10 protein-coding genes, 1 pseudogene and 1 riboswitch are annotated in these 13346 nt (G+C 50.5%); of the genes and pseudogenes, 6 read left to right on the top strand and 5 right to left on the bottom strand.

The features are described from left to right. Window positions 1-103: 103 nt before the first annotated feature. A riboswitch (FMN riboswitch) is annotated at window positions 104-256 on the bottom strand. A gap of 95 nt (window positions 257-351) precedes the next feature. Then, window positions 352-1308: a YbhB/YbcL family Raf kinase inhibitor-like protein gene (locus L0M14_RS28880; RefSeq protein ID WP_235119839.1), complete on the bottom strand. Its 957-nt coding sequence runs from the start codon at window positions 1306-1308 to the stop codon at window positions 352-354. Window positions 1309-1463: 155 nt separating this feature from the next. On the opposite strand from L0M14_RS28880, the gene L0M14_RS28875 reads away from it, so the two are divergent. Both L0M14_RS28875 and L0M14_RS28870 read left to right on the top strand, forming a co-directional pair. Beyond that, complete coding sequence (locus tag L0M14_RS28875) at window positions 1464-2258, top strand: PaaX family transcriptional regulator C-terminal domain-containing protein (RefSeq protein WP_235119838.1); 795 nt, start codon at window positions 1464-1466, stop codon at window positions 2256-2258. Between the two features lie 141 nt (window positions 2259-2399). Then, window positions 2400-3563 (top strand): iron-containing alcohol dehydrogenase, encoded by a 1164-nt coding sequence (locus tag L0M14_RS28870; RefSeq protein WP_235119837.1) that lies wholly within the window; start codon window positions 2400-2402, stop codon window positions 3561-3563. Window positions 3564-3768: 205 nt separating this feature from the next. Here the strand turns inward: L0M14_RS28870 and L0M14_RS28865 are convergent, their stop codons facing one another. From L0M14_RS28865 to L0M14_RS28855, 3 genes are all read right to left on the bottom strand, one after another. Continuing rightward, window positions 3769-4350 (bottom strand): NAD(P)H-dependent oxidoreductase, encoded by a 582-nt coding sequence (locus L0M14_RS28865; protein WP_235119836.1) that lies wholly within the window; start codon window positions 4348-4350, stop codon window positions 3769-3771. Further along, window positions 4347-4766 (bottom strand): SRPBCC family protein, encoded by a 420-nt coding sequence (locus tag L0M14_RS28860; RefSeq protein WP_235119835.1) that lies wholly within the window; start codon window positions 4764-4766, stop codon window positions 4347-4349. Before L0M14_RS28860 ends, L0M14_RS28865 begins: the two co-directional genes overlap by 4 nt. A gap of 66 nt (window positions 4767-4832) precedes the next feature. Further along, window positions 4833-5486, bottom strand: a complete 654-nt coding sequence (locus L0M14_RS28855) for a TetR/AcrR family transcriptional regulator (protein WP_235119834.1) — start codon at window positions 5484-5486, stop codon at window positions 4833-4835. Window positions 5487-5676: 190 nt separating this feature from the next. Here L0M14_RS28855 and L0M14_RS28850 point away from each other — a divergent pair. Continuing rightward, window positions 5677-6044: pseudogene (locus L0M14_RS28850) on the top strand (VOC family protein). Between the two features lie 13 nt (window positions 6045-6057). Here L0M14_RS28850 and L0M14_RS28845 read toward each other — a convergent pair. Continuing rightward, window positions 6058-8598 carry an ATP-dependent DNA helicase gene (locus L0M14_RS28845; protein WP_235119833.1) on the bottom strand — a complete coding sequence of 847 codons (2541 nt, stop codon included), beginning with the start codon at window positions 8596-8598 and terminating at the stop codon, window positions 6058-6060. A gap of 146 nt (window positions 8599-8744) precedes the next feature. Between L0M14_RS28845 and L0M14_RS28840 the strand changes: the two genes are divergently transcribed. From L0M14_RS28840 to L0M14_RS28830, 3 genes are read left to right on the top strand one after another with little or no spacing between them, the layout of a single operon-like run. Next, window positions 8745-9182 (top strand): MarR family winged helix-turn-helix transcriptional regulator, encoded by a 438-nt coding sequence (locus L0M14_RS28840; protein ID WP_235119832.1) that lies wholly within the window; start codon window positions 8745-8747, stop codon window positions 9180-9182. 34 nt (window positions 9183-9216) lie between these two features. Then, entirely contained in the window at window positions 9217-11070 is a 1854-nt protein-coding gene (locus tag L0M14_RS28835) for an ABC transporter ATP-binding protein (RefSeq protein WP_235119831.1), read from the top strand. Next, entirely contained in the window at window positions 11063-13078 is a 2016-nt protein-coding gene (locus tag L0M14_RS28830; RefSeq protein WP_235119830.1) for an ABC transporter ATP-binding protein, read from the top strand. The genes L0M14_RS28835 and L0M14_RS28830 overlap by 8 nt, the downstream gene beginning before the upstream one ends. Window positions 13079-13346 lie beyond the last annotated feature (268 nt).

Here is a 13346-nt window from a genome sequence, read left to right as displayed (position 1 = left end):
GAAAGAAGACGCCCCGTCACCTAAACGATCAGATAACGGGGCATACACAAACAGACCGGAGCCCCTGCATTTTTTTACAAAAACGCGGGTCTCCCTGTCTGTTATTGACCTTCTCCCATCCGGACTGTACCGTCGGCCTTGGAATTACACCAAGTCAGTCGCTTTTGCCTCAAAGCATCAAGCGAGTCGCGGGCTCAGGTTCAAACGGTGAACCATTACCGCCGGTCGGGAATTTCACCCTGCCCCGAAGGTCCTTATTCAATTAAACAGCATTATACAACACGATTTTAATTCCGACAAGGATTATTGGAAATATAGGTTGTGTTCTTTTACAACGCGACTCTGCTAATCTTATTGCTTGAAAAATCCGTCGTACTCCGCGAAGCCCAGCGCATGAGCAGCCAACTGAGGCTCCAGCTCTTCAAAGAACACCGGCGCACCCTCAACATCCAGCTTCTCGGTATCCAGCGCATAGACGACCAAGCGGTAAAGATGATCGCCCGAATAGGCTGGAGGCTCCATACCAAAGTAGCTGTTCAATTCGACTCCGTCTTTGATCGACCCTGCTGCTCCCTCTGCAAGCTCCTTCGTATCAGCAGGAAGATTCAACACGCTCCAATGGATGAAATTGTCCGCGATTGGATGCAGGTCGTACATCACCACGGCAAAAGATTTCGTCCCCTCCGGCGCATGGCTCCAGCTGACCGGCAAGCTGATATTTTGTCCTCCAGGCACACCGCCGTGAGCATATTTCACAGGGATATTCCCATACTTTTGGAACGCAGAGCTCTGTACTTGAAGGCCGCCTTCGCTTTGTTCGGAAGATGCTGTCAGCGTGCGGGCAGCTGAATCCCAGTGAAGCGAAGCGTCAATGGCCAGAGGCAGAACCCGCTCCGATACCATCAGCACACCGTCTACCAGCTCGGATTCATGGTCCAGCACATAGCTGCTTCCGTTCACTACAACCTTCGTATCCCCCAGCTGCTGGCTGACCTCCTTACTTCCCATCACAGCATGCACAGTCTGGTCCTTGTCATCCCAAGTCACTTTACCGCCTCCGGCTTCCACCGCTTCTCGGAAAGGAACCAAGATTTCTGTATTTTTCATCAAGCCTTTTGTAGGAAGCTCAGTCTGCCCAACTTTAATCGTAACCGGCGTATTCCAGCGTAAATAGTTGCTCACGTTGCTCATGACATCTTTTTTAACCACTGCAGCGGTCTCCTCTGCTGAAACAGCGGCCGGTGCGATACTCAGCGCCAATAAAATTCCTGTTACCAACCATGTACGTGTACGAAATGTTTTCCCCATTGTTCCCACTCCCAATCATTTTTTTACCGCTCCGCTTATTTTTGCGCTAAAATAAAACAAAGAACAGTTTTTAATTTATAATCAATATAACAACGATCGTTGATATTTATGTTATATGTAAAATTTACCTATGTCAATAAGGACGTGAGGTTATTTTGTTATCCATCGAAAAACAGCTGTTATTTTTGCTCTCGCGCTCCACAGGTATGGAGTCCCAGGAGCTTATTCGCATTTATGAACATCGTGGCTATTCAGCCGCGTATATCCGCAATGGCTTATCCCGACTCAAGAAAGAGGGGTATGCGGTCAGTCCGTCCCGCTCGAGCTACCAAATCACCGAAAGCGGCCGAGCCTTTATTTATTCCATTAATCAAAAGCCCCTGCTGTATTCCCGGACTTGGGATGGAAACTGGCATTTGGTCATGCTCGAAATTCCGGAAAGCGAACGTAAAAAACGCGACCAGTTCCGCGCAGACATTTTACAAACAGGCTTCGGCCTCCTGTATAACAGCGTCTACATTGCTCCATGGTCTTACAGCCAGGAAATTACTCAGCTTATCGAAAAGTATGAACTGCATGGCCGAGTCACTCAATTTCAGGGAACGATTCAAGGCAAATCTCTTACACCTAACGACGCGGTATCACTATGGGGACTGGAGCAAGTAGCCGGTATCTATCAGGACAAACGGAGCTGGTTCCATCAGGAGTTTGAACCCAGAATGGACGCAGCGCTTCGGCACAGTGATCAGCTCTTGGAGCTCTTCGTCTGCTATCTTCACTTGGGAGAGGTCATCAGTGAGCTTTATTTGGCTGACCCTATGCTGCCGGAGGAGCTGCTGCCGGAGGGCTGGGAGGGCCGAACCATCTTGCAAACGTTTCTAGGACATATGGATAGGCTCACTCGGGCTATTCCAGAAAACTCGTTATATGCGCAGTTTGTACGGTCCTAGCGTAGTTGAGAACTAGTGTCATTGAGTGTAAGTGGGTTAGATTCAATTGGGGGATGCGCCTTTCCGCCTGATTTTGCTTTCACCTCCAAGTTAGCTACAATGGATAAGGTAAAGCCAAATTCAGTTGGGAGGAACCGACGCATGAACAACTTTACTTTTCATAATCCAACGACACTTTACTTTGGACAGGATCAGCTATCCCAGCTAACAAAGGAAGTGCCTAAATACGGCAAGAACGTGCTGCTCGTATATGGCGGAGGCAGCATCAAGCAAAATGGCATTTACGACCGTGTCTTGAGGCTGCTTGATGAGGTGGGAGCAACGCTTGTGGAGCTTAGCGGCGTAGAGCCGAATCCGCGTCTTACAACGGTTCATAAAGGCGTGGATCTGTGCCGCGGTCATCAGATCGATCTGATCTTGGCCGTAGGCGGCGGCAGCGTGATCGACTGCGCGAAAGCTATCGCTGTAGGAGCTAAATATGATGGGGATTTCTGGGATATCGTCACCCGCAAAGCCGCAGCTACAGGCGCACTGCCCCTGGGTACGGTGCTCACCATTGCAGCCACGGGCTCGGAGATGAATTCCGGTTCTGTTATTACTAACTGGGAGACAAAAGAAAAGCTGGGTTGGGGTAGTCCTTATGCCTTCCCTAAATTCTCAATTCTAGACCCGGTGCATACGCAGTCCCTACCCGCCAATCAAACCGTGTATGGCATGGTAGACATCATGTCCCACGTCTTTGAGCAATATTTTCACCATGGCGAAAACACGCCGGTGCAGGACGGATTCTGCGAAACGATTCTCCGCACCGTCATCGATACAGCGCCTAAGCTTGTCGCGAATCTTGAAGACTACGATGCCCGGGCGACCATTCTCTACTGCGGCACGATGGCGCTGAACGGTGTGCTCAGCATGGGCATTCGCGGCGATTGGGCTACGCACAATCTGGAGCATGCCGTATCGGCTGTGCATGATATCCCGCATGGCGGCGGTCTGGCCATTTTGTTCCCGAACTGGATGACCTATACACTGGATGCCCATGTTGCCCGTTTCAAACAATTCGCGGTGCGCGTGTTCGGTATTGAGGAGAGCGGCAAGTCCGATCGTCAGATAGCGGAAGAAGGCATCGCCGCGCTGCGTCAGTTCTTTACTTCGATCGGTGCACCGAGCCGCTTGGCCGACTACGACATCGATGACTCCACGATCGAAACGATGGCCGATAAAGCCATGGTGTACGGTGATTTTGGGAACTTCAAAAAACTGACACGTGAGGATGTCGTGAATATTTACCGCATGTCTTTGTAAGGAATGCTATTAAAAAGCAAGCCTGCTTACCTGCTTCCACTAGGAAGGAGTTAAGCGGGCTTTTTGAGTTGGTGGAAAGGTCTGAACAACTAGCTGCAAGATGCTCAATTCTGGAGTAAAAACCCTCATAGAGATTGTGCTCGCGTAGTTCGGGACGGTCATGTGGTGACCAGTGGCGGCGTAACAGCCTCGACTGAAGACCTTGTTATTGGATCTTGCTCATTTCGCTCAGCATGCGATTTCGGACTTTGATAGGATCGAGATCAGGAGAAGTAATGTGGCTCACATAAGAGGTGGCGCTATGTTCAATTTGACCATCCGCCGCCTTGACCGCACCATAAAATGGATATGGCGGCAGGAACGTCATGCCAACCTGATTGGAAAAGACCTGCAGGGGCCGGATCAGTTCACTAATTGTATATCCAATTAAGCCTCCTGACTGGTAGGCCGATTCATCGCCTCCAATCGACATGGCAAGTACGAACTCTTTTCCCGCAACAGCCTTGCCACCAGTACGGAACAACCAAGCCGTTGTAAACACATCATCGAGCCATTGTTTGAGCAGCGCCGGTGTGCTGTACCACTGGATGGGAAATTGCAATACGATTCGGTCATGCTTGGCAATAAGCTCTTGCTCAGCCTCCGTGTTAATTACGAAATTAGGATACCGTTTATATAGTTCATGAACCGTAATTTTATCAGAATGTCCTCTCAATTCCAGCAACCAGCGCTGATTTACTCGTGATTGCTCGATATTCGGATGAGCCGCAACGACCAGAATTTTCATTGAATCCCTCCATTAACCTCAGCTTCGATGGTCGCTTTCATGACCTCCGCCCCTCGATTTACGCGCGCTTGTATCTCGGTATAAAAATCTTCCGGAAGAAAATCAGTGATCCATAAGAGCTTGGAGCATGTATTACCATGTGGGGTAACCTGAAAGGAAGCGTGATGATGCAATAACGGCATGCCACCCTCGATGACAGCATAGGCCATTCGACGTTCTTTTTCATCCATAGAGACGATGAGCTCGCGAACCTTACCGCCTTTTGGCAGGAGAAGTGTTCTTTCATAACCGTTCATTAGGGTATCCTCGGTATAACCGGGAACAAGCCGACGATGGACAGCACCTACGTCGCGAACTGCATCCCATACTTGCTCGGGCCTTGCATCAATTAAAATTTCTTTGTAAATAGTTGGCAAAATATCACGCTCCTTGCCTACATTATATTTTTGATTGAGTTCTCAGTCAATAATAAAATAGGGAAATTACCCCAGTTTAAAAATAGCAACTGACGACAGGGCAATTTGCCGGATTTTCTCACCTATTTCCTCTTTAATTTCTATCTCCGTTAACCCTATGGAGGTTAGCTCCTGAAGTCGTTGATCTAAATAACTCAAGCCTTGGGAAACAGCTCCCCAAAATTGCATGGCCAAAAGATAGGCGTCCCCCTGTCGGATCATACCTTGATGAATGCCACTTTCAATGGCTTGTGCCATCGGCTTCATAAAGTTCTTCATCCATTCGAACGGCGATAATTCCTCAGGCTCGTATAAGTGATGTAAGTCCAGACTAATTCTCATATAGAAACGCTGAGTCAGAGGATCCTCGATAATACGCTCGCAGATGAGGAAAGCATAATCTTCGAATTTTTCGAGCACTGGTGCATCTCGTTCAAAATATGTTGTCGTGTACGAAAGAGACCTGTCCATCATGTTTTCATACAACTCACGAAATAGCATCTTTTTATTTTTAAAATAATAATAGACCAGTCCATGTGCAAGACCCGCTTGGTCCGCAACGTCACTCAACGTCGTGGCCGAGTAGCCCTTTAATACATATACGTAAATCGCAGCTTGCAGAATCTCCTGCTTCCGCTGCTCTCGAATAGATTCGTTTTGTTTCTTTGTTCGTGGAGACATGTTCACACACCCTGCCAAGAGTTTTTTATACTAGTATACGTGATAGCATGGAAGATAGAAAACCGCTTTACTTGGCCGCGGAGATTATAACGGACAGGAACAGCTGGCATATCCTTCAATTTTGGTGTAAAATAAAATTATGAAACTTGGTTTCATCAAATGAAACAACGTGTAATAGGAGGAATTCTCCATGAGCTACCAATTCGCCGGTATCGACCATATTCAATTAGCTGCACCTGCAGGCTGCGAGGAAAAGGCTCGTGCTTTTGGGGCGGTATTCTCGGTATGCCCGAGATCCCTAAGCCTGCCAAACTCCAAGCCCGCGGAGGCGTCTGGTTTCAATGCGGGAAGCACCAGCTGCACATCGGCGTACAGGCCGATTTCACACCTGCGACTAAAGCTCACCCTGCCTTGGAAGTACAAAACCTTGCTGCGCTTCGGAATCATTTGGAACAGCAGGGCGTTCCTGTCAAAGACGATGACGCGCTCGAAGGAGCAGATCGCTTTTATATCGATGATCCTTTCGGCAATCGGATCGAGCTGTTGGAGTGGAAATAGTCTTCATTGCCGCTCAACGCAGCACGCTGTATTCACGCCACTCCTCCGGGAGTAGGCGCTGATACTGCGGCTGCAAGTAGCGGTCGTCGATGAGCAGCAAGGTGCCGCGATCCGTTTCGGAACGGATTAGGCGTCCGCCGGCCTGCAGGACTTTGTTCATACCGGGGTAGACATACGCGTAGTCGTAGCCATTTTTGCCCTGCCGGGACATGTAGTCCTTCAGGATGTTGCGCTCCGGCCCCAGTTGTGGAAGCCCCACACCTACAACAACAACGCCGGTCAATCGGTCTCCCACAAGATCGATTCCTTCCGAAAAGATGCCCCCCATCACAGCAAATCCTATCAAAGAGTGCTCAGCCCCTGCCTGAAAGGCATTCAAAAATTGCTCGCGTTCTTCCTCCGACATCGCCATCTGTTGAACCAGTGTTCTTGGCTGTCCGCCTGACTCTGTAGCAGCTTCTGCTTCTGCTTCTGCTTCTGCTTCTGCTTCTGCTTCTGCTTCTGCCTCTGCTTTTGCTTTTGCTCCTGTTTCTACTTCTGCTACTGCTACTGCCCCTGTTTCTGTTTCTGTTTCTGTTTCTGCTACTGTTTCTGTTTCTGCTCCTGTTTCTGCTTCTGCTCCAGCTTTTGTCCCTGTTTCAGCCCCTGCTTCCACTTTTCCCTTTGCCCGCAACTCAGAAACACCTTCCGTCTGTTCCGCATAGGCCTCATAAACACGATTCATGTATTCATAGGAGGGGAAGAATACCAGGTAGTTACCTGGCCGCTCCACCGTCAGCTTCCGAATGCAATCAGCAATCGGTACGAAGCTCCTCTCCCTGTCTTGATACCTGGTAGACAATGGCTGTATCAGCACATCAAGCTGCTCCTTGTGAAACGGAGACGGCACCGAGACGGAGTAATCCTCCTCGCCGCCCCCAAGCGTATCCATAAAGTAAGATAGCGGAGTTAACGTAGCGGAAAAGAACACATGGGATCGATACCCCTTCCCCATTTGCTTCAGCAAATGGGAAGGATCCAGACACATGAGCTTTATCCGCACTTCACTCCTGAGGCATTCCGTAAACGTAACATAACGCTCGTCGTAAAGCTTGGCGATGCGCGTGAAATTTTGAGCGGCAAAATAGGCCTCGAGCAGTAGTAGACTTGTCTCACCTGAACGTGAAGCTGTGAGTTCTTGCTCCCCCGCTTCAACAAAGGCCTCTACAAGCTCAAGCAGAGCCCCTGGCAGCATGTCCTCCACGAGCATGCCCCGCTGCCCAACCTGCTTGCGAAGCGCGATAAAGCCATCATTCAAATCCTTGGCAGCGCGGTATACAGCTGTATGTACACCTTTAAACTCGCGCTGTACGGCCAAAATATCTGATTTATTCAGCTCAGCGGAATACATCTCCCTGGCGCGGTCCACCATGTTGTGCGCTTCATCAATGAGCAGCACCGTCATCTTTTTCTGCTCATCAAACAAACGCTTCAGGTTCACCTTCGGATCAAAGATGTAATTATAATCACAGATGACAGCGTCCGCTGCGTAGGCAGCATCGAGCGAGAATTCGAACGGGCATACCCGATGCTTACGCGCATACTGCTCCAGCACTTGCCTGGAGATTAGGGTTTCATTTTGCAGCAGATGGAGCACGGCTTCATTAATCCTGTCGTAGTAGCCGTCGGCATATTCGCAATGCTCCTTGGAGCAGCGCATCTCATCTTTCAAACACACCTTTTCTTTCGCCGTAATCGTAACGGCCTGCAGCACAAGCCCCTGATCCAGCAATAGGGAGAAGGCCTCTTCAGCCGCAGTACGGGTAATTGTCTTGGCCGTTAGGTAGAACATCCTCTGCAGATGCCCTTCGCCAATCGCTTTGACAGACGGGAAAATCGTTGAAATCGTTTTGCCGATTCCGGTAGGCGCTTTCGCAAACAGCTTATGTCCGCTTACAATGGATTGATAGACAGCTCCTGCAAATTTACGCTGACCCTCGCGATAAGAAGGGAACGGAAAGGCCAGTCGCTTGATGCTCTCATTCCGCTGCTGTTCATGCTTCCTTCTTGCCTCTGCATAGGGGGCGAATCTCGCGGTCACCTCATGTACGAACTGCTCCAGCTCTGCAAACGATGCTTCCCTGACAAACTGTTTTCGCGCATCAGCGTTCACCTGTACATAGGTTAATTGAATTCGCATGCGGTCTAGCCTTTGCTCCTTGGCATACATGTACGCATAAAAGGTAGCCTGCGCCCAGTGAACAGGGGCCCCTTCCCGCTCCATCTGATCAAGATCTCCTGACGTCGACTTGATTTCATCTATCGTGAATATTTCCCCGTCCCATAGCAAGCCGTCACAACGCCCGTCGACGATGAAAACCATAGAGTCTATGACGACCTCGGCGGATACGTAGACTTCTTTTTGATCCTGCTCGCCGTACTGCTTCTGTATCTTCTGGTGCGCCTTCGTGCCCTCCGTCAGAGCCGTGTTCGTCCTGAAGCCGGATTCTATACTTCCGCTTCGAAACACATATTCGACCAAAGAGCGCACGGACAGCTTCACGATATCGGACATCACAACTCTTCTCCGTTCTAGAACATTTGTTCCTTATTGTATCATACTGTCACAGGTAATGCCTCATCTGCCATTTTCCCATTGACAACCAATTCCTTACCCACTACTCTTTTAGTTAGCTAACTAAATAAAAGGAGTGTTCCTTGATGAATCGTCACGATTCCCTTATTCACCTCATGAAGCATGCCGTTAAACTGCATCGGCAGACCGTGGATAAACAGATTCAACCCTACGATGTGCATCCCGGCCAGCCGCCACTGCTGCTGCGTTTGTCGGAGCAGGACGGACAGAGCCAGAGCGAGCTGGCTGCGCGCATTCACGTCACTCCCGCAACGCTAACGGTGATGGTGGACCGTATGGAAAAGGCAGGAATTGTTGAACGCCGGACCGACCCGAACGATCAACGCGTATCTCGGGTGTATGTGACCGATAAAGGGCGTCTGGCTACGGAAGCCGTAAAAAAGGCTATCCTTGAAGCGGATGAGAAATGCTTTGAGCACTTTCTGCCGGAAGAGAAGCTGCTGCTGCGCAGATTTCTCCTGCAAATTCACGAGAATTTGCAAAAACCGGACGCTTCAAATTGATTAGCTAGCAAACTAAAATGGAGGTTACACATCGATGTGGAGACTGCGTTCTTTTGTTAAACCCTATTTGATTCCCGCTCTCCTTGCTCCCTTGATGATGATCTTAGAGGTCTGTATGGACTTATCCCAGCCTAGACTCATGGCCATAATCGTGAACCATGGAGTCGTTCAAGGAAATATTCAGCTGGTTTGGTCAACCGGCATTCACATGATCGAGGTCGCACTCATCGGCCTTGTGGGCGGCGTAGGCTGCACCATTTTCTCCAGTAAAGCCTCTCAGAGCTTCGGAGCTGACTTGCGTATTGCCTTATATACCAAGGTTCAATCCTTCTCATTCCGCCAAATGGATTTGTTTCAAACCGGCTCGCTCATCACCCGCTTAACGGGAGACGTCGTGCAGATGCTCAATCTGCTGCAAATGCTGCTGCGCCAATGCGTGCGCGAAACTTCTTTATTAACAGGCAGCATCATCATGGCCGTTATGATCAGCCCGCGACTTTCCTCCATATTAGCCATCGTCATTCCGGTTCAACTGTTCATTCTAATCACACTGATGCGCCGAACAGCACCGCTTTTCCGCACGCTGCAAGGTCGGCTGGATAAAGTAAATACCGTTCTGCAGGAGAATACAGCCGGAATGAGAGTCATTAAAGCTTTCGTTCGAAGTGCCTTCGAGCAGAAACGCTTTGGCAAAGCGAACTCGGACTATTTGGAAACAGGACTGAAAGCGGCTCGGATTTTCGCTACCAACACACCGCTTATGACATTGATCCTCAACGCAAGCGTTGTAGCCGTTATTTGGTTCGGCGCAGGGCAGGCCTGGAAGGGCAGTATGGCCATCGGCGATCTGGCTGCTTTTTTGATTTATATCACGCAAGTGCTATTTTCTCTTGTTTCCATTAGCAACACCTGGATGAATATCTCCCGCGCCAAAGTTTCTGCAGACCGCATATGCGAAGTGCTCGAAACCGAGCCGGATCTGTATGAGCGGCTTTCCGCTGAGGGAAGTGCCAGAGGCGACGAAAAAGAGGCAGGAAATATTACTGCGAATACTAGCACCTTACAAGGGGGACTAACCATCTCTCATGATGCTCAGGCCTTGTACAACAGCAGGGAGGATGTCTCCATCCTTCCATCAGGCCGAATTGACTTTGAGCAGGTTTCCTTTGCTTACGATTCGTCACCGGATCAAACTGTTTTGGAAAATATCAGCTTTACCGCGCTGCCGGGGCAAACCATTGGAATATTAGGTGCTACAGGCGCCGGTAAGTCGACACTCGTTAGCCTGCTCCCCCGTTTGTACGAAGTAACGAAGGGACGCATTCTCATAGATGGTACGGATATACGTGAGATGCCTGTGCATACACTCCGAAGCAAAATCGGCATCGTGCTGCAGCAATCCATTCTGTTCACCGGCACCATCGGGGACAATATTCGCTTCGGGAATCCTGGGGCATCCCAAACCGAGGTGGAAGCGGCTGCGCTGGCAGCAGAGGCGCATGAGTTTATCTGCCGTTTGCCCGAGGGCTACGAGGCCCGATTGGGTCAACGCGGGGTTAATCTCTCCGGTGGGCAAAAGCAGCGTCTATCCATCGCCCGCACGCTGCTGCTCAAACCTTCCATTCTGGTGCTGGATGACAGCACTAGCGCTATCGACCTGAGCACGGAGAGACGCATTCAGCGATCTCTCCAGTCGCTTATGAAGACTAGCACCTGCATCGTCATCGCGCAGCGCATCTCCTCTGTCATGAGCGCCGATCAAATTCTCGTGCTGGATCAAGGACGAATCGCTGCACAAGGCACACATGAAGAGCTTCTGGCAAGCAGTCGGATTTACCAAGACATCTACCAATCTCAGCAGGGAAAGGAGACGGCTGCGCATGGCTAGTGACGGGGAAAACAACAACAACAACAACAACAACAACAACAACAACAACAACAACAACAACAACAACAACAACAACAACAACAACAACAAGAACAACAAGAACAACAAGAACAAGAACATGAACATAAATATAAACTTGAACATGAACATGAACAACAATAACCACAACCGAGAGCTTGATACAGCAAAAATAGCGATACAAGAGCCTGATCCAGCTACAACTGCGAAGCAAGCGCCAGCCGCAAGCAAGCCCAAAAAACCGCGTGCCAAAGATGCTGGAGCAGCCGTCCGCAGGCTATGGCACTACCTGAAAAGGCAGCGCGCCAGCCTAGTGAGCGTGCTGGTCATCACCGTGCTCAGCAGCGGGCTTGCCCTGCTAGGTCCATACTTCATCGGCCGGGCCATCGACGTTTACATCATCCCGCGCGACTACAACGGGCTGATCGGCCTTTGCCTGCTGCTTCTTGCCGTCTATGTAAGCAGCGGAGTCATGTCATGGCTGCAAGCCTATATCATGGCAGGAATTTCCCAACGGACCGTATGGGAGCTGCGCCGCGATTTATTTGCACATTTACAGAAGCTGCCTATCCGATTTTTTGACCAGACTACGCACGGCGAATTAATGAGCCGGACAACGAACGACGTAGAGAACGTAGCTACAACACTCAGTCAAAATCTTACACAGGTCCTGACAAGCGCCATTACCATTATTGGCTCGTTGACCATGATGCTGACCTTGAACGTCTGGCTGACCTTGATCAGCCTGCTGACTGTTCCGACTGTGCTGTTGACGACGAAGCAAATAACGAAGCGGACACAGCGGCTTTTCAAAGAACAGCAGCAGCAATTGGGCGAGCTGAACGGCTTAATTGAAGAGACCATTTCCGGTCAAAAGGTGGTCAAAACGTTCCGGCGCGAGGCCGCCTCCATAGAGCGGCTGCAAGAAATCAACCTTCGGCTCAAGAAGGCCGGCACAACCGCACAGAATTTATCAGGGCTCATGGGGCCGAGCATGAATATGATCAATCATTTCAGCTTCATCCTCCTTGCCGCGATCGGCGGTTGGATGGTGCTGCAGGGCTGGACGATGGTCGGCATCGTCGTCAGCTTCCTGAATTACTCCAAACAGTTTGGCCGCCCGATTAACGATCTGGCCAATCAGTACAACATGATTCAAGCAGGCATTGCAGGTGCCGAGCGGGTCTTCGAGATTATGGATACGAAAACGGAGCAGGACGCGGACAGCGGCAGCAAGCAGCTCGCCGAGGTCAAGGGCGAGGTTGTCTTCCGGGACGTGTCCTTCAGCTACAGCCACGGGCTTGCTACCCTAAGCGGCATCTCCTTTACGGCGAAGCCCGGTGAAACCATAGCGCTTGTAGGGCCTACAGGCGCCGGCAAGACCACGATCATTAACCTGCTCACCCGCTTCTACGACATTGATCAGGGCAGCATTACCATCGACGGCTGCGACATTCGCCAGCTGGACAAAGAAAACCTGCGCAGCAAGCTCGGCATCGTGCTGCAGGACGTATACCTGTTCTCGGATACAATCCGCGAGAACATACGCTTCGGCCGTCTGGGTGCGACGGACGAAGAAGTAGAAGCGGCCGCGCGCCTGGCGAACGCGGACGGCTTCATCCGCAAGCTGCCGAAGGGCTATGACTCCAGGCTGACCGCCGAAGGCGGCAATCTGAGTCAAGGCCAGCGGCAGCTGCTCACGATCGCGCGGGCGATTCTCGCGAATCCCGCGATTCTTGTGCTCGACGAGGCGACCAGCAGCGTCGACACGCGCACGGAAGCGGCCATCCAGGAAGCGATGGCCCGTCTCATGCAGGGGCGAACAAGCTTCGTGATCGCCCACCGCCTTAGCACGATCCGCGAAGCAAGCTGCATCCTGGTCATCCACGGCGGCGAGATCGCCGAGCGAGGGACCCATGAGGAGCTGCTTGCGCAGCGGGGACATTATTATGAGCTGTATTCGAACCAATTCCAACAGCACGCTGGTTAACAGCCATCGAAGCTGTACAAGAAGTAGACATGTAACATGGCGTGAGGACATCCAAGCATAAATAAAGATCATTCCTAAACTTTCAAAGGAGTTAAGTCGCGTGTAGTGACTTAGCTTCTTTGCTTTTTGCATCTACAACTGTTTTCTCCAGCTAATTGTGAGCAGGCCAAAGCCACCCGACCTCCAAACATACTTTTTGCAAGCCATATAAGCAGGCGTTTTTTAGCGGTGGTTTTATTTGTATATTTGGAAAAATCAAGGGGAATAT

Source organism: Paenibacillus hexagrammi (assembly GCF_021513275.1).
GTDB classification, from domain to species: Bacteria; Bacillota; Bacilli; order Paenibacillales; family NBRC-103111; genus Paenibacillus_E; species Paenibacillus_E hexagrammi.
This window is presented reverse-complemented; position numbering and strand designations above follow the sequence as displayed.